The organism is Micrococcus sp. Alg238-R198, from assembly GCF_900537135.1.
Taxonomy (GTDB): Bacteria; Actinomycetota; Actinomycetes; order Actinomycetales; family Micrococcaceae; genus Micrococcus; species Micrococcus luteus.
This window is the reverse complement of the sequence record NZ_UNRH01000003.1, coordinates 145361-160776: the sequence shown is the minus strand read 5'-3', so window position 1 is coordinate 160776 and position 15416 is coordinate 145361. Positions and strand designations below refer to the sequence as shown.

Genomic DNA, 15416 nt, shown 5'->3' with positions numbered 1-15416 from the left:
GGGGCGGGCCCTGGCCGCCCCGGCGCTAGGCTTCCGGGGTGGCCCGCCTCCTCGTCGACATCACCCCGCTGCGGGTCTCACCCGCCTACCGGCGGCTGTGGCTCGGCAACACGCTCGCGTACGTGGGCACGCAGCTCACGCTCGTGGCGGTGTCCCTCGAGGTGTTCGCCCTGACCGGCTCCTCGTTCGCGGTGGGCCTGCTCGGCCTCGCCGCGCTCGTGCCGCTCGTGGTCGCGGGCCTGTACGGCGGCGCGATCGCGGACCGGCACGACCGCCGCCGCGTCGCACTGACCTCGTCGGCCGTCATGTGGCTGACCACGGTCGGCATCGCCGCGCAGGCCTGGGCCGGGCTCGAGTCGGTGCCGGTGCTGTACGCCCTCGTGGCCCTGCACTCCGGCGCGTCCGGCATCAACCAGCCCACCCGCGGCGCGATCATCCCCGCGCTCGTGGGCCTGCCGCTCGTGCCGGCGGCGAACGCGCTGAACATGATGACGTTCTCCGTGGCCCTGATGGTCGGCCCCGTGCTGGGCGGCGTGCTCGTGGCGGCGGTCGGCTACGCGTGGACCTACTCGATCGACGTCGTCACCTTCCTCGCCGCCCTGTACGCCGTGTGGCGGCTGCCGTCCCTGCCGCCGCAGCGGGGCGAGGCCGCGCCCGCCTCGGGGGCGCGCTGGGGCCTGGCCTCGGTGGTCGAGGGCCTGCGCTTCCTCGGCTCGCGACCGAACCTGCGGATGACCTTCCTGGCGGACATCGTGGCCATGACGACGGCGTTCCCGCGCGCCCTGCTGCCCGCCATCGGCGCCGTGGTGCTCGGCGGCGGTGAGGCCGCCGTCGGGGTGCTGCTGGCCGCGATGGCGGCGGGCGCGTTCCTCGCGGGGCTGTTCTCCGCGCCGTTCACACGCCTGCATGCGCAGGGCTGGGGCGTGTACGTCTCGATCCTCGTGTGGGGCGCGGCGGTGGCCGCGTTCGGCGGCGTGGTGTGGTGGGCGCAGTCCCTGCCCGACGGCGATCCCCGCCTCACGCTCGCGTTCGCCCTCGCCGCGCTGTGCATGGCGGTGGGCGGGGCCGCGGACTCGCTCTCCGGCGTCTTCCGCGGCTCGATCCTGCAGTCCGCGACCCCGGACCACCTGCGCGGCCGGCTGCAGGGCGTGTTCGTCGTCGTGGCGGCGGGCGGGCCGCGCCTGGGCGAGCTGCTCACCGGCGGCGCCTCCGTGGGCCTGGGGGAGGGGCCGACCCTGCTGGCCGGCGGTGTGCTGTGCATGCTCGGCGTGACCGCGCTGATGCGGTGGGAGCCCGGCTTCCTGCGCTACGACGCGCGGAACCCCACACCCTGAGCGGGCGCGGGGTTCCGTGGCGGGAGGCTGCGAGCCCGCGACCGCCGAGGAGCGCCGAGCCAGACGTTTCTGCCCGTGAGCCAGATGATTCTGCTGCAGATCGGGCCGCGAAACCGCCGAAACGTCTGGCTCGCGGCAGCCTGAGCCGCCGTCCACGGGAGCCACCACGACGACGGCGGCCGGCGGGTCAGCGGTCGCGGTCGGCCTGGAGCGTGGCCGGCACCGCGCCGCCCAGGCGCGTCCAGTGGCGGACGAGGTCCTCGTCCGGGGCCGCCTGGAGCGTCTCGCGGGCCGCCTCCTCCGCCTTCTTGATGCGGCGCTCCAGATCCTGGTCCGCGCCCTCGTAGGCGGCCGCGTGCCGGTGGGAGCGCAGCGATCCGACGTCCTCCGTGCGACGCTCCACCACCGCGAGCTGCTCGGCGATCGCGTCCTGGTTGGCGCGCTGGGCCTTCAGGTTCGCGGGGGCGAGCACCTGGGCCACGAACCCGTGGTCGAGGAGGAGGCCGCGCGGGGCGGCGATGCCGTGACGCAGCGCGAGGTCCACATGGTCCTCGAAGGTCAGGAGCATGGCGGCCTTGGTGAACTTCAGGTCGTCGACCGGGCGGCCGTCCACGCGGGCCCGGGCCCGCGCCCGGCCGATCGTGGTGTCGGCGGACCACACGGCCCCGCGAGGGTCGATCAGGTACAGCATGGGGACTCCTGGTGGGCTCGGAGGGGAGACGGCGTGCGGATCAGCGGAAGTTCACGAACTTCCGGTCTCGCATTGGACGTTACCGGATACCCATGAATTCCGCATGATTCTGCGGATCCTCCTATTGGTTCGTGTGGGGCCGTATGGACGGGATTCAACCGTCTTGCGGACTCCCTGCGGACTGAAACCGAAGGAGAACACCATGATTGCCGTCACCAACAACACCGCACGCGCTGACCTGCTGACGTAGGTGAGGCCCCTCCGACCGAAGTCGGAGGGGCCTCTCGGCGCTGGTGGGTCTCAGGGCGTAAGGATCCCCCTCGCCACCATCGTTTCCGTTGTCCCGTGACCGCTGTACTAGGCATCGGGCGGTGACGTTGACGCCGGTCTGTCAGCCGGTGATCTGCTCGATCTTCAGCCGTTGAAGCACCGCGTGCGTCTTCTCGTGCAGTCCGGTGATCCGGAGTCTGCGTCCGACGCGGTGCGGGTCCAGCGGCGAGGCGGTGATCTCGGCTTGGTCGTCGATCTTGAACGGCCCAGCTCCCACGGGTACGTGGAGGAAGGCAGCCTGGATCGTGTAGATGGCTCCGGCGACGGCGGAGGTCTCCGCAGCCGGGGCCGTGATCTGCACCCGTGCCTTCCCCTCCCAGACGGTGGCCTCCGGGAAGGTGACCACACCCGTGTCGGGATCGGTGACGGGCTTGCCGCCGGCGCGGGTGACGCGGATCCGGTCCGTGAGCGTGCGCTCGGCGGCGCGGCGTCCGGCGAGGGTTGCGGCCACGGCGTCCATCACAGGGCCCGCTTCCGGTACATGTTCAGCACCGCCAGCTCCGGCAGCGTGAAGCCGTCCAGGGTGGCGAACGTCTGGGAGAAGTCGTCCACCTGGATCCGGCGCGCCTGGTCGGGGTTCACCACCAGGCGGGCCGTGGCCGTGGTCAGGACGGCCTCCAGATCGTCGTTCGGGTCGTTGTCCGTGTAGAAGCCGTTGCCGCGCGTGTAGGCCCGGACGAAGGCCGTCACGACGGGCAGGTGGTGACCGGCCAGCGTCGCCAGCTCGGTGTCATCACCTCGACCGAGGAACTCAGCGATTCGCTGGCCGGTCAGCATCTCAGGCCCCGGCCACGGCGGACTTCAGGACGACGACGCCCTCGGGGCGCAGGAGGCCCAGGTCGTAGCGGGCGGTGACGCGGATGGCCTGCTCGTCGAACTCGGCATAGCGCTGGTCCAGGATCTTCACCGTGGGGTTCGTGTCGCGGGCCACGGCCACCTCGGCCATGTTCGCCAGGACGGCGGTGCCGGCGGGCAGCTTGTTCGTCACGGTGACGGGGACGCCGAACAGTCGGTGCGTGGCGTCCGTGGTCAGGTCGGACTCCAGGACGTACTTGCCGGAGGTGTCCTTGATCTTGCGGACGGAGAAGAAGTCCGCGCCGGAGAGGAACCAGCGGTTGGGGGCGACCTCGGCGGCGTGGGCCAGGGCCAGGGCGTCCAGGAGGGAGTCGGGCTCGGAGGCGTCCAGGACGGCGGTCTGGACGCCGGGCTGGTTCACGATGCCGGTCACGGAGCCGTCCGCGCCGTCGCCGGTCAGGAAGGCGTCGTCGATCTTGCGGGCCACGTCGGAGACCAGGCGCTCCTTCAGGACGGAGTCCAGGCCGATGACGGACTGGCGCAGCAGCTCGTTGGTGAACCGGATCAGGGTCTTCACGGACTTCCGGTTGGTCGGCATCAGCGTGACCTCGTCGAAGTCCACGTCGTGCTCGGGGATCAGCTCGCCCTCACCGATCCAGGAGGGCTCGGTGGAGGACACCAGCTTGGGGATCCGCAGCGGGGAGGCGGTGTCGAAGATGCGGGGGCCGGCGGCGAGGACGACGGACGCGGCCTCCAGCGGCTGGATCAGGATGCGGGCGACCTGCTCCTGGAGCAGCTCGGGGTTCGTGGCGGTGGTCTCAACCATGATGGGTGTCCTTTCGGGGACGGAGGGAGATGGATCTCGACCTCGACGTCACCAGGACGGCAGAGAGGGCCGGCCACCAGGGCCGACCCTCTCAGTATACCCCTAGGGGGTATTTTCGACCAGTAGGGCCTATCGCTTGCCCAGCGAGTCAGCGATCTCCTGGAGCACCGCCTCCAGGGACTCGATCTGCTCCGAGTCCACCATGCCCCAGCTGCCGTGCTTCGGGTTCGCGTAGGGCTCGCCTGACTCCTCCCGCGTCTGTCCGTAGACGGCCTCGCGGATGTAGTACAGGTTCTCGTTCATCCGCTCTAGGTGGCGGATGATGCTCTCGTTCTGGGCGTACAGATCGTTCAGCGTTGCGTCCGGCTCTTTCACCGTGGCCCCTTTCAGGCTCGTGACCGGAGAAGTCCGGCCAGGTCCACGGTAGCACCGGAGCTGGTGGCACCCTGGCCCACGTCCCCACGGGGCCGGCGTGCGGCCAGGTGGGGCTTGGAAGTCAGGAGGGCCTCCACAGCGGCCTCCAGGGCCTCGGGATCCTCCAGGTGGTCCTCGGAGAACTCCAGGTCCGTGGGATCCGCCAGGCGTCCCGTGGCCGTCACCAGGGCGGTGTGCAGGCGGTGGGCCAGATCGTCGGCGCGCTGGGCCCGCTGACGGTACTTGCCGTTCTCCTGGCGCAGCTTCTCCACGTAGTCGCGGGAGAAGGTGTCCGCTTCGGCCTCGGCGGGGGCAGGTGCTTCCTTGTGAAGCACCTCGGCGGTGTCCTCGGTGGTGTGGTCCTCGGCGTCCTCGCGGGCCGTGGAGGCCGGAGTGCCGGGGAGGATCTCCTCGGGGTCGCCGTTGGCATCGGTCATCTGGGGGGCGGCGTGCTCGGTCATCGTGCGGTCCTCTCGGGGTTGTGCTTCTTGGTGTTGGACAGGGCGTTGCGGCGGCGCTCGATCTTGGCGGTGTAGCCGGTCGAAGGGACGCCGGGGATCATGGTGGGGATCTGCGTGCAGGTGCAGCCCTTGTGGTGGGGCATCGGATGGTTCTTCGGCCAGACGCGCCCGTCCCGGTACCACCAGCGGCACAGCTGGCACGGGTCGGCGTCCATGCCCCGGACCCATCCCTCGACGGCGGGCTGAGCGGCCAGGGCCTTGGAGTGCGCCCGCGCTGCCTGGCCGATGGGCTCCAGGCGGGCGATCCGCTGGACGCGCATGAGCATGTCGGCCTCGGTGGTCGGGGTGTTCAGGATCTTCCTGATGGCCCGGCGCAGGATCGTGCCTCCGGAGCGCTGGGTGACTCCGATGGCCGGCACCGCCTCCCCGGTTTCCAGGCTCAGCGTCGCGGCCAGGGAGGCGTCGGCCAGGGCCGTGGCCTTCACATTGGCCTTGGCGATCAGGGAGGCCATGGTGCCGATGGCCTCGGTCTTGGAGATCTGGCCGGCCTTCCACAGACGGAGGATCTCGGTCGCCTTGGCCTCGGTCCGGGCACCGAGGGCCACCACCTTCTCCGTGTAGCTCACTGGGCCAGCTCCGTCAGGTCGATCCCGGCGGCGTCCAGGGCCTCGGCCTGGCGGGTCTGGCGGATCCCGGTGATCTCGTCGTCGGAGTAGCCGAGGCGGGCCAGGGTGGTGGAGGCGGGCAGCAGGCCGGCGGAGTACAGCTTGACGGCGGCGTCGGCCTCCTGGGCGACAGAGCGCGTGGTGGTGTCGGCCCAGTGGACGCGCACGTCCAGGTTCAGCGGGTCCAGGCCGGTCCGGACGGCCACCATCAGGCGTGCCACGTCCTCCCACGCCCGTCCGAGCTGAGCCTGGCGGGCGGCGGCGCGTGCGGCCAGGGAGGCCTCGGCGGCGCGCATGGAGTCCGCCGACGTGGGCGCGTCCGTCAGGATCCCGATGTAGTGGGCCGGCAGGCCGGAGACCGCCATGATCTGGCCCAGGACGACGCGGACGGAGGCCTCATAGGAGGACAGGTCCGCCGCCTGCAGCTGACCGAACTTCGTCTCCGGGGCCTCCGAGACCATCATCCGGTGATCCTCGGAAATCGGGTTCACGGCGTTGCCGTCCTCGTCCTCGACCAGCTCCAGGCCCGTGGCCCAGCGGCGAGGCCGGGCGAAGAACTCGGAGCTGACCATCATGTCGGCCAGCAGCTTGTTCAGCGCGTCCACCAGGGGGATCAGGTCCGTCATCTCGGAGACACCGTCGTCCAGGAGCCGGTCACTGTTGCGCAGCGCCACCACGGGCACCATGCCCAGCGGGTTCTCCAGCACCTCCACCGTGGCGAACTGGCCGAAGGTGACCGCGCCCGTGTGCTGGGCGCGCAGCCGCGTGATCTTGTCCGCCTCGTACAGCACGGCCTCCGTGGTGGTGCCCGTTTCCCATCGCTTCAGTGCCGCGGTGATCCGGCGCGTGCCGGGGTCTCGCAGGACGGCGACCTGGCGGGCGGACTCGACGGAGACGCTCGGGGCACCGGACGGGTCGGCCCACACGATGACGTAGGAGGCTCCCAGGGTCAGGGCCTCGCGGTGGGCCACGGTGGAGGTCTGGTCCAGGTCGTTGGAGATCCAGTCGGTCCAGAGCTGGGCGTCGGGCTGGCCGTCGCGGGAGAAGCCGATGACGCGCAGCCGCTCGGCCAGGGACGTCACGGCCAGGCGAGGGATGTTCGCGGAGATCCGCGTCATGCGATTCCCGAGGGCCTTGGAGGCCTCGGGGGAGAGGAAGGCCAGGGCCTGGTCGCCGGCGTAGTAGCGGTCCAGCTCGGTGAAGCGGGCGGTGGGGGCGTCCAGGGTCTGCAGCAGGGTGTTCAGTACGGGGTTGGGGTTCATGGTGTCCTCCATCAGAAGCCGACAACGCGGCGCTTGTTGGTCTTGGCGTGATGCCATGCAGCCCGGTCCAGGGCCACGATTGCCGCCACGGCGGCGTCGATCTTGCGGGGGCTGTTCCTCTTGTCCTTGGTCACGAGATCTCCCTGAGCGGTGGACTTGGCCACGGCGTGCGCGAAGTGCGCCGCCATGCGCTCGTCCCCGTCGTGCGAGAGCGTCTTGGTCATCACGGCCTGGTACATGCGGTCCGTGGCCGGGGCCATGCGTCCGGCGTGCGCGGTGTTCCACTCGATGACGCGACGCTCGCCGTGGACCTTGGCCAGCTCCTCGATCTCCGAGCGCCACCCCCACGGGTCGAACGCGCACTCCAGCACGTCGAACTTCTGGAAGGCGGTGTTGATCGTGGCGATCACCTCGGAGCGAGGCACGCGCCAGCGCAGGTCGCCGGGGTTCTGCCAGAGACCTTCGACCCAGACGTGGGGGTCCGGGCCCACGGTGCAGCCGATCAGGGCCGTGGAGTCGCCCGAGGCGGACCCGTCGAAGCTCAGCACCACCTTCCCGGTGATCTCCCGCTCCGGAGCGGCCAGGGCCTCCCAGGCTCCGAAGGGCAGCCATGAGTCCACACCCTTGGCCCACTGGCCCAGGCGCAGCTGACGGAACACGGGCTCGCGCAGCGTCTTGCGGACCGCCTCGATGGCGTCTTCGGCCAGGAACGGGGGAGTGCAGGCCAGGGCGGGGTTGGCGATCTTCCAGGCGTCCCGGTCCGTGGTTGCGCAGCCCTCCGGGGCCGCGTACTCCTTGAAGTAGAACTGGTGGTCCTCGCCGGAGCGCCCGTGCTTCACCAGCGCCCACATGATGCTGTCCTCGGTGGAGGCCGGCGTGGAGATGGCCAGGGTCAGGGACTCCTCGCGCTTGCCGGCGGCGGACGTGGCCGCGCTCCAGACTTCCTCCGTGACGACGTGCAGCTCGTCCACCACCAGGAGCGACGGATCGTAGCCCTGCAGCGCGCCATACTCGGCGGGCAGCGGGATCAGGTTCGCGTCGTTGTGGGGGACGTGCAGGCGGTCCTTGTAGATCTGCACCCGCTCGGCCAGCTCCGGGTTCAGCTCCACCATCCGCCGGGCCAGGTTCATTGTGATGTTGGCCTGGCGCTGGTCCGTGGCGACCACCAGCACCTCGGCGGACGGCGGGCCCACGAACAGCTCGGCAAGGCCTAGCATGGCCGCGAAGGCCGTCTTGCCGTTGCCTCGGGGCAGGGACACCAGGGCGGTCCTGATGCCGGGCGCGAAGGCTCCCTGGAGGATCTCGCGCTGGAACGGGCGCAGCTTCACCGGCTTGCCCGCCCCGTGGCCGCGAGGAACCAGCAGGTACTCGCGGATGAACCGTTCGCGGCGCTTCGCACGGTCCTTCGGCCAGCCCTTGAAGTCCAGCGGCGGGGCTGTCACCGCCTTCTTGGGGCCCATCGCCATGTCAGTCCACCTCCTCTGTTGAGAACGAATCGCAGTCGGTTGGAAACTTTGCCTTGGCCCCGCGGTCTAGAACGTCTTCAGCGACCCCTTCCCCCCAGGTCTTGCGCCACTGATCGGACGCCTTCTCACCGCGTGCGGCTCCCCTCTCGGAGTTGCAGCGGCGGCAGACCACGGAGATGTCGCGGAGCCTGATGACCTTGCCTGCGGCCTTGCGCTTCCACGCCTCGACGGAGTGGTCGGCGGTGAGGTCTTCGGGGGATCCGCAGTCCTCGCAGAAGGGCTGGAGCCGGCGGGCTCGGGCGGAGAGCTTCTGCCAGGCGTAGTCGTAGCCCAGCTCGTTGGCTCCGGCCTTGGGTGTGCGCTGGAGCTGGTGCTCCCCACAGCGGGCCTGGAGGGAGAGTTCTCCGCAGGTGATGCAGGGGCGCAGGAGGTCACTCATTGCTCGCGGCCTTCCACTGGAGGTCTGTCACATCTGTCACATGTGTCACTTCCGAGGGGATCAGTTCCTCCGTAGTGACACTTGTGACACTTGTGACAGGCCCATAGAGACCACGCTTCATCCGTGCGACGCGGCCTTCCTTGTGCGCCCGCGTCAGGTACTGCCGCACCGTGTCGGGCGGGACGTTGGGCATCAGCACGGCCACGTCGGCGGGCTTGATCCCTTCCTCGTGGTTGGACACGATCTCGATCAGCTCGCCCATGGTGTCGCCCACGCCTCCGGTGATGACGCGCAGGGCAGCCTTCTCGGATGCCTGGTGGAGTCCGGAGCCGTCGATGCTCCAGGCCCCCTCGTTCAGCTGCACCGCGTAGCTTCCCTCCCCGGTCTCGCGGCCCGTGGCGTGGAGAGTTGCCTCCCCGGTGCCGCGTGAGCGGGACAGGATCAGGATGGTGTCAGCGGCTCCGGCGAGACCTTGGGATCCGGAGACGGAGTCCACGTAGTCATCGGCCGCCGCCTTGCGGGTGTGGTGCAGGGCGAGGATGGAGGATCCGGGCACAGCGTCGGCCAGGCCCTTCAGCGCCGCCATCTGCTGGTAGTCGTGGCCGTAGGCGTCGTTGCCGCCGTAGGTGCCCGTGATCTTCTTCAGCACGTCCACGATGACCAGGGGTCGCGCGTGGGCGTTCCTCTCCATGAAGGTCTGAATGGTGAGGATGGCCGGGGCGATCAGCTCCGTCATGAAGTGGAGGGTGGAGGGCCAGGTGGTCACCCCCAGCTTCTCCATGCGGGACTTCAGCCGGCGCGGTCCGTCCTCCAGCGCCAGGTACAGGACAGGGCGGCGGTCCACCTGGATCGTCCCCAGCGCCCGGCCTCCGTCAGCGGCGGCGAGGGCGATGCCGAGGGCCATCCAGCTCTTGCCGAGCTTGGGCCCGCCGACCAGGAGCGTGAGGCCCTCGGGGATGAGCCCGGGGACCACGTACTCCAGCGGGGGGAAGTGCTGGTTCTCCAGCGACGCGGCGGTGAAGACGGTGTCCAGGGGATCAGGCAGCGCGGGGTTCACGGACGGCCACCTCCTGACGGGACGCGGCGTACCAGTCGCGGAAGCGGATCACGGAGCGCTGGTGTGCGGCCTCGTGGCCGTCCCAGTCCCCGAACATGCGCTTGACGGAGTCCACGATGGCGGGGTGCGCGGAGCCCTCGGAGGCTCCGGCGAGGCGTCCGTCAGAGAAGCCGGCGGCGTGTCCCTGGGCGTACCCGAGGGCGTAGCCGTGCGACCAGTCGGAGCAGTGTGTGCAGGTGGGGGAGGTTGACGCAGCGGTGGTGGTCAAGGGGTCTCCGGTAGTCTCGAAGGGTCCAGCTGCTTGCAAGGTGGTGGACGCGGAAGCTCGGCGAGTTCTTGGCGGAATGGGCCGGGCTTTCGTCATGTCCGGGGAGGGGTCTCATTCGTCGTCCCCCTCCTCGAAGGCGGCGGTGATCCATGCCTCCACGTCGGATCGCCGGTACATCAGACGGCCTCCGATCTTGGCGACCTTGGGGCCGGTGCCCTTGTGGCGGTACCAGCGGAGGGTCGCCTCCGGGATCCGCGTGTACGCGGACACCTCGTCGATCAGCATCAGGTCGTAGTTGCTTGTGGTGGTCATCAGCGGGGTGGTCACGGAAGCCTCCGTAGTCGTCGGGCGGTCCAACACTGTGTTGTACCGATCTAACACTGGCGAGACTAAACACGGACCGTGTTGACTGTCAAGTCTGATCTGTGGGACTGTTGGCGCATGTCGAACGAAGTTGGCCCGCTCGGGGCGGAAGACGAAGAGAGGTTCGTGGCCTCGATGAAGAGGCTCCGAGAGGAGAACGGCTGGTCACAGGGAGAAATGGCGCGGCGGATGACCGACGCAGGCTGGCCCGGCTTCCATCAGACGACGATCTCTCGACTGGAGAAGGGGGAGCGCCCCGTTCGCTTGGGTGAGGCACGCGGTATCGCTCAAGTGCTCGGAACCCTGGTGGGGCAGATGATTCTTCCTACGGAAGAGGCCCGTTCCCTCCGGAATCTAGAACTCGAATGGCAGGAACTGAAGTCCGCCACGAAGAACCTGGAACTCTCCATTCACCACTTCGAGGTGGCGCGCCAGGCGCTCCAGTACGAGTTGAGCCAGTGGGACGACAGCTTGCTCGATGACGAGAACATTGACGAGGGCATTCGCGAGCGCGCAAAGCGGTTCGTGAACATGAGTCGCCGTGACGTAAAAGTAAGCGTGGTCGATGTGCTGAACGAGTACATGGAGTACACCAATGACAGAGTCGTGTGGGGCGGTGATGGGGATGGCCAGCATCAAGAAGCGCCCTGACGGCATCTGGCGCGCCCGCTACCGGGATGAGGCCGGCAAGGAGCACGCCCGGCACTTCAAGCGCAAGGTGGACGCGCAGGACTGGTTGAACGAGGTCACGGCGTCCGTCGTCACGGGCCGCTACGTGGATCCCGGTGCCGGCAAGGTCACCTTCTCGGCCTGGTTCTCGACGTGGTCCGATGAGCAGATCTGGACGGAAGGGACGCGCAGCTCGGCGGCGTCCGCGATGAAGCATGTCCCTTTCGGTGACGTGCCCCTGGGCAAGCTCCGGACTCGTCACGTCCAGCTGTGGATCAAGGAGATGGTGGACGCCGGCCTCTCGCCGGCCACGATCCGGAATCGCTTCAACTTCACGCGGATGGCGCTCCGAGGGGCGGTCCGGGATCGGCGGATCGCGGAGAATCCCTCCGACAGCGTCACCCTGCCGCGTGCCCGCCGTGCCGAGGCTCAGATGGTGCTTCCCACCTCCGAGCAAGTGGGCCGGGCGGTTCAGGAAGCGCCGCCGATGTTCCGGGCCTACCTCGGCTTGTGCGCGTTCGCCGGGCTACGGCTCGGGGAGGCCTCGGGGATCCAGGTGGGCGACGTGGACTTCCTGCGACGCACCGTCCGGGTCTCCCGGCAGGTCCAGGGCTCGAACAAGGCCACGACGACGGTGGTGCTGCCCAAGCATGGCTCCGAGCGGGAGATCTTCATCCCCGAGGCCCTCGTGGAGATGCTGGCCCGCCACGTCCAGGAGATCGGCACCTACGGGCAGGAGCGCTGGATCTTCCAGACGGGCGGGGCGCTGTGGCACCGGGGGATCGCCGGTCACCACTGGAGGCAGCTCCGAGGCCGCGTCGGCATGGAGGCGAACACCTTGCACGACTTCCGCCACTACTACGCCTCTGGCCTGATCGCCAGCGGGTGCGATGTGGTCACGGTCCAGCGGGCCCTCGGGCACGCCTCGGCCACCATCACGTTGGGCACCTACGCGCACTTGTGGCCCTCGGCGGAGGACAAGACGCGCCAGGCCGCAACGGGTCTGATGCAGGAGGCCGGCTTGGCTCCTGCGGACTCCCTGCGGACTGACGCCCTGAAAATCGTTGCTGACTAGGGGTTATGCCTCTAGGTCAGCGGAAGTTCACGAACTGCAGGTCCGCGTCCTCGAAGTCCTTGAGCATCGCGATGACCGACTGCAGGTCGTCGCGGGACTTGGAGGACACGCGCAGCTCGTCCCCCTGGATCTGGGCCTTGACGGACTTGGGGCCCTCGTCGCGGATCAGCTTGGTGATCTTCTTCGCGGTGGGCTGGTCGATGCCCTCCTTCATGGTCGCCTCGATGCGGTACTCCTTGCCGGAGGCGAACGGGGCGCCGGCGTCGAGGGACTTGAGGGAGATGCCGCGCTTGACGAGCTTGGACTCGAACACGTCCTTGACGGCCTTGACGCGCTCCTCGGAGGAGGCCTTCATGAGGATCTTCTCGCCGGAGAAGTCGATCTCGGCGCCGACGCCCTTGAAGTCGTAGCGCTGGGCGATCTCCTTCTGCGCCTGGTTCAGGGCGTTGGACACCTCCTGGCTGTCCACCTTGCTGACGACGTCGAACGTGGAATCGCTGGCCACGGGTGCTCTCCTTCAGGGTCTGCGGACGGGGCGCGCCCGTCGTCGACGGCCACTGCGGGGCCGCGCGGAGCGCTCTGCGGGCCAGCCTACCGGGGACGACGGACGCGGTCCCGGGCCGATTGGCGGCGTGGCGCGGAGATGCTGTACAGTGGACTCTCGCCCGACCGGTGCGGTCGTCCTCGAGACGTCCGGCAGCCGCCGGGTGGCAGGGCAGATTTCCCGAGCGGCCAAAGGGGGCTGACTGTAAATCAGCTGGCACTGCCTTCACTGGTTCGAATCCAGTATCTGCCACCGGAACGAAGACCCCGGGACCGTACGGTCCCGGGGTCTTCTGCCGTCCGGGGCCGTGGCACACCCCGCGTCCCCGCCCCGGGAGGTGGCGGCCTCCCGCCAGGCGACGTAGCCTGCCTGTGGTCCGTGTCACACCCGATGCCCTCCGCGGTCCGGCGGCGGCACGGCCGTGCATCGTGACGCCGTGCGGCGTCGCCCGACCGTCCGCGAGGAGCGCCCGATGACCGAGTCCACCGCCCCCGAGTCCTTCACCCAGGGACCGACCGACGTCGAGCTGCTCGAGCAGACCCTGGCCCAGAACCTCGACGACACCGCCCGCCGGTTCGCCGACCGCGCTGCCCTCCTGGAGTGTGGACCGGACGGGGACCCTGCCACCGGACGCACCTGGACCTACGGGCAGCTGCGGGAGGAGTCCGTGACGGTGGCCAAGGCGCTCATGGCTGCGGGCTACGAGGCGGGGGACCGGATCGGGATGTGGAGCCCCAACGTCGCCGAGTGGGTCTCGCTGCTCTACGGCGCGGCACGCGCCGGCGTCATCCTCGTGAACCTCAACCCGGCGTACCGCGCCCACGAGCTGACGTACGTGGTCGAGCAGTGCGACATGCGCGGGCTGGTGGTGGCCTGCGCGGACGCACGCATGGACCCGCCCGCCACCGCGCGGGCCGTGACCCGTGAGTCGGCGCCGCACCTGCGGCAGCTGATCATGCTGCCGGCCGGGAGCGGCGAGGACGCCTACGCCCACGTGCAGGACGGTGACGTGGCCGGCCGGCACGCCGCCGATCCCGTGGCCGAGGGCACGTGGGCCGCCTTCCTGGCCGGGGCCGCGCGGGTCTCGGACGAGGACCTGGCCGCGCGCGAGGCCGCCACCCGGCCGGCGGACCCCGTGAACCTGCAGTACACCTCGGGCACCACCGGCTTCCCCAAGGGCGTCACGCTGACGCATCGCAACGTGCTGAACAACGGCTTCCACATCGGCGAGCTGCTGGGCTACACGGAGGAGGACACCGTGGTGATCCCGGTGCCGTTCTTCCACTGCTTCGGCATGGTGATCGGCGTGATCGCCACCGTCTCCCATGGCTCGCTCGCCGTCATCCCGGCGCGCAGCTTCGAGCCGGTCTCGGCGCTGCGGGCCGTGGCCGCCACCGGCGCGACGAGCCTGTACGGCGTGCCGGCGATGTTCATCGCCATGCTCGCCCGGCCCGAGGCGGACGAGCTGGACCTGACGACGCTGCGCACCGGCGTGATGGCCGGCTCCACGTGCCCCGTCGAGGTGATGAAGAAGGTCATCGACCGGTTCCACATGTCCGAGGTCGCCATCTGCTACGGCATGACGGAGACCGCGCCCGTGTCCACCATGACCCGCCGCGACGACTCCCTGGAGGTGCGCACCCAGACCGTCGGCCGCACCATGCCCCACGTGGAGACGAAGATCGTGGACCCCGCCACCGGTGAGGTCGTCCCGCGCGGGGCCACGGGCGAGCTGTGCACCCGCGGCTACTCCGTGATGCTCGGCTACTGGGACGCCCCCGAGAAGACCGCCGAGGTGCTGGACGCCGACGGCTGGATGCACTCCGGCGACCTCGCCTCCATGGACGAGGACGGCTCCGTGCGCATCGAGGGCCGCATCAAGGACCTCGTGATCCGCGGCGGCGAGAACATCTCCCCGCGCGAGGTGGAGGAGTTCCTCTACACCCACCCGGACATCCAGGACGTCCAGGTGGTGGGCGTGCCGGACGAGAAGTACGGCGAGCAGCTCATGGCCTGCGTGATCATGAAGGACGGCGTCGAGCCGCTCACCGTGGACGCCGTCCGCGAGTTCGCCACGGGCCGGATCGCGCACTTCAAGATCCCGGCCTACGTCCGCGTGCTCGACGCCTTCCCCATGACCGTCTCCGGCAAGGTCCGCAAGGTCGAGCTGCGCGAAGAGGGCGCGAAGGTCGTCCAGGCCCAGGCCCAGGCCCACGCCCAGGGTGCGGGCTGACGACGACCGTCACCCTCAGGCGGCGGGCAGCGGGAACACGTCCCAGATGGTGCAGACCGCCTCGGGGGCGGCGCCCAGGATCGTGGCACGGTACGTGGTCGACCACGCCCGCGGGTCGGCGTCGCGCAGGCGCCACGTGCCGTCCGCGAGCACCGCGTCCACGAACGCGGAGGTGTCGGCGGGGCTGCCGTCCTCGTGGACCAGGGGGCCGCGACGCAGGGCTTCACCCAGGTCGCCCGCTCGGCCGACGGCGTAGAGCGCGGTCTCGTCCGTGTCCAGCACGAGGCCGCAGTCCTCCTCGAAGGCGGTGATCCAGGCCATCGCGTGCCGCATGGCCTCGTCCGGGTCGGGGTGGCGGGTCACGATGAGCACGGAGCCGCGCTCGCCCGGACGCAGGGAGCCGGGCGTGCCGGGGCCGTGCGGGTCGGGTTCGCGCGGGGCGGCGGCGGTGTGCGGGCGGGGCTCGAAGGCGGTGGTCATGGCGGTCTCCTCCCGGGTGGGGACTCATCAGGGTCCCGGCGGCG

The 15416-nt window shown here is 69.8% G+C and carries 19 protein-coding genes and 1 tRNA gene; 5 read left to right on the top strand and 15 right to left on the bottom strand.

Annotated elements, in window-relative coordinates:
- Window positions 1–38: 38 nt before the first annotated feature.
- The gene (locus tag G6R13_RS04345; RefSeq protein ID WP_049145128.1) at window positions 39–1334 is read left to right on the top strand and encodes an MFS transporter; all 1296 of its coding nucleotides are present in this window, start codon (window positions 39–41) and stop codon (window positions 1332–1334) included.
- Between the two features lie 187 nt (window positions 1335–1521).
- Here the strand turns inward: G6R13_RS04345 and G6R13_RS04340 are convergent, their stop codons facing one another.
- The 13 genes from G6R13_RS04340 to G6R13_RS04280 form a co-directional block, all read right to left on the bottom strand.
- Window positions 1522–2025: a hypothetical protein gene (locus tag G6R13_RS04340; RefSeq protein WP_036317679.1), complete on the bottom strand. Its 504-nt coding sequence runs from the start codon at window positions 2023–2025 to the stop codon at window positions 1522–1524.
- A 391-nt stretch (window positions 2026–2416) separates the two neighbouring features.
- On the bottom strand, window positions 2417–2806 hold the full coding sequence (locus tag G6R13_RS04335; protein ID WP_163721105.1) for a DUF6093 family protein: 390 nt from the start codon (window positions 2804–2806) through the stop codon (window positions 2417–2419).
- 8 nt (window positions 2807–2814) lie between these two features.
- A complete protein-coding gene (locus tag G6R13_RS04330; protein ID WP_095353649.1) occupies window positions 2815–3132 on the bottom strand; it encodes a hypothetical protein in 318 nt (105 codons plus the stop codon).
- Window position 3133: 1 nt separating this feature from the next.
- Window positions 3134–3976, bottom strand: a complete 843-nt coding sequence (locus G6R13_RS04325) for a phage major capsid protein (RefSeq protein ID WP_179288537.1) — start codon at window positions 3974–3976, stop codon at window positions 3134–3136.
- A gap of 129 nt (window positions 3977–4105) precedes the next feature.
- Complete coding sequence (locus G6R13_RS04320) at window positions 4106–4351, bottom strand: hypothetical protein (RefSeq protein ID WP_095353647.1); 246 nt, start codon at window positions 4349–4351, stop codon at window positions 4106–4108.
- An 11-nt stretch (window positions 4352–4362) separates the two neighbouring features.
- Window positions 4363–4851 carry a hypothetical protein gene (locus G6R13_RS04315; RefSeq protein WP_205521332.1) on the bottom strand — a complete coding sequence of 163 codons (489 nt, stop codon included), beginning with the start codon at window positions 4849–4851 and terminating at the stop codon, window positions 4363–4365.
- Window positions 4848–5477: a hypothetical protein gene (locus G6R13_RS04310; RefSeq protein WP_095353646.1), complete on the bottom strand. Its 630-nt coding sequence runs from the start codon at window positions 5475–5477 to the stop codon at window positions 4848–4850. Before G6R13_RS04310 ends, G6R13_RS04315 begins: the two co-directional genes overlap by 4 nt.
- The gene (locus G6R13_RS04305) at window positions 5474–6778 is read right to left on the bottom strand and encodes a phage portal protein (protein ID WP_095353678.1); all 1305 of its coding nucleotides are present in this window, start codon (window positions 6776–6778) and stop codon (window positions 5474–5476) included. Before G6R13_RS04305 ends, G6R13_RS04310 begins: the two co-directional genes overlap by 4 nt.
- 11 nt (window positions 6779–6789) lie before the next feature.
- Window positions 6790–8244 carry a terminase TerL endonuclease subunit gene (locus tag G6R13_RS04300; protein WP_095353645.1) on the bottom strand — a complete coding sequence of 485 codons (1455 nt, stop codon included), beginning with the start codon at window positions 8242–8244 and terminating at the stop codon, window positions 6790–6792.
- A 1-nt stretch (window position 8245) separates the two neighbouring features.
- Window positions 8246–8683 (bottom strand): hypothetical protein, encoded by a 438-nt coding sequence (locus G6R13_RS04295; RefSeq protein WP_095353644.1) that lies wholly within the window; start codon window positions 8681–8683, stop codon window positions 8246–8248.
- The gene (locus tag G6R13_RS04290) at window positions 8676–9740 is read right to left on the bottom strand and encodes an AAA family ATPase (RefSeq protein WP_095353643.1); all 1065 of its coding nucleotides are present in this window, start codon (window positions 9738–9740) and stop codon (window positions 8676–8678) included. The genes G6R13_RS04295 and G6R13_RS04290 overlap by 8 nt, the downstream gene beginning before the upstream one ends.
- Window positions 9721–10008: a hypothetical protein gene (locus G6R13_RS04285; RefSeq protein ID WP_095353642.1), complete on the bottom strand. Its 288-nt coding sequence runs from the start codon at window positions 10006–10008 to the stop codon at window positions 9721–9723. Before G6R13_RS04285 ends, G6R13_RS04290 begins: the two co-directional genes overlap by 20 nt.
- A gap of 111 nt (window positions 10009–10119) precedes the next feature.
- A complete protein-coding gene (locus tag G6R13_RS04280; RefSeq protein ID WP_235186517.1) occupies window positions 10120–10335 on the bottom strand; it encodes a helix-turn-helix domain-containing protein in 216 nt (71 codons plus the stop codon).
- A 75-nt stretch (window positions 10336–10410) separates the two neighbouring features.
- On the opposite strand from G6R13_RS04280, the gene G6R13_RS04275 reads away from it, so the two are divergent.
- The gene (locus G6R13_RS04275; RefSeq protein WP_095353641.1) at window positions 10411–11022 is read left to right on the top strand and encodes a helix-turn-helix transcriptional regulator; all 612 of its coding nucleotides are present in this window, start codon (window positions 10411–10413) and stop codon (window positions 11020–11022) included.
- Entirely contained in the window at window positions 10997–12115 is a 1119-nt protein-coding gene (locus tag G6R13_RS04270; RefSeq protein WP_095353676.1) for a site-specific integrase, read from the top strand. Before G6R13_RS04275 ends, G6R13_RS04270 begins: the two co-directional genes overlap by 26 nt.
- Before the next feature lie 16 nt (window positions 12116–12131).
- Here G6R13_RS04270 and G6R13_RS04265 read toward each other — a convergent pair whose 3' ends face one another.
- Window positions 12132–12620, bottom strand: a complete 489-nt coding sequence (locus tag G6R13_RS04265; protein WP_002856881.1) for a YajQ family cyclic di-GMP-binding protein — start codon at window positions 12618–12620, stop codon at window positions 12132–12134.
- A 209-nt stretch (window positions 12621–12829) separates the two neighbouring features.
- On the opposite strand from G6R13_RS04265, the gene G6R13_RS04260 reads away from it, so the two are divergent.
- Both G6R13_RS04260 and G6R13_RS04255 read left to right on the top strand, forming a co-directional pair.
- Window positions 12830–12911 (top strand) — tRNA-Tyr (locus tag G6R13_RS04260).
- Between the two features lie 220 nt (window positions 12912–13131).
- Window positions 13132–14892 carry an AMP-binding protein gene (locus G6R13_RS04255; protein WP_134416932.1) on the top strand — a complete coding sequence of 587 codons (1761 nt, stop codon included), beginning with the start codon at window positions 13132–13134 and terminating at the stop codon, window positions 14890–14892.
- A gap of 15 nt (window positions 14893–14907) precedes the next feature.
- Here G6R13_RS04255 and G6R13_RS04250 read toward each other — a convergent pair whose 3' ends face one another.
- Window positions 14908–15372: a hypothetical protein gene (locus tag G6R13_RS04250; RefSeq protein WP_041103583.1), complete on the bottom strand. Its 465-nt coding sequence runs from the start codon at window positions 15370–15372 to the stop codon at window positions 14908–14910.
- Between the last annotated feature and the right edge of the window lie 44 nt (window positions 15373–15416).

Bases quoted from the DNA above. Each gene is read 5' to 3' on its own strand.
- G6R13_RS04340 (WP_036317679.1), bottom strand. From the start codon at position 2,025: ATGCTGTACCTGATCGACCCTCGCGGGGCCGTGTGGTCCGCCGACACC.
- G6R13_RS04330 (WP_095353649.1), bottom strand. From the start codon at position 3,132: ATGCTGACCGGCCAGCGAATCGCTGAGTTCCTCGGTCGAGGTGATGAC.
- G6R13_RS04325 (WP_179288537.1), bottom strand. From the start codon at position 3,976: ATGGTTGAGACCACCGCCACGAACCCCGAGCTGCTCCAGGAGCAGGTC.
- G6R13_RS04315 (WP_205521332.1), bottom strand. From the start codon at position 4,851: ATGACCGAGCACGCCGCCCCCCAGATGACCGATGCCAACGGCGACCCC.
- G6R13_RS04305 (WP_095353678.1), bottom strand. From the start codon at position 6,778: ATGAACCCCAACCCCGTACTGAACACCCTGCTGCAGACCCTGGACGCC.
- G6R13_RS04300 (WP_095353645.1), bottom strand. From the start codon at position 8,244: ATGGCGATGGGCCCCAAGAAGGCGGTGACAGCCCCGCCGCTGGACTTC.
- G6R13_RS04295 (WP_095353644.1), bottom strand. From the start codon at position 8,683: ATGAGTGACCTCCTGCGCCCCTGCATCACCTGCGGAGAACTCTCCCTC.
- G6R13_RS04270 (WP_095353676.1), top strand. From the start codon at position 10,997: ATGGCCAGCATCAAGAAGCGCCCTGACGGCATCTGGCGCGCCCGCTAC.
- G6R13_RS04255 (WP_134416932.1), top strand. From the start codon at position 13,132: ATGACCGAGTCCACCGCCCCCGAGTCCTTCACCCAGGGACCGACCGAC.
- G6R13_RS04250 (WP_041103583.1), bottom strand. From the start codon at position 15,372: ATGACCACCGCCTTCGAGCCCCGCCCGCACACCGCCGCCGCCCCGCGC.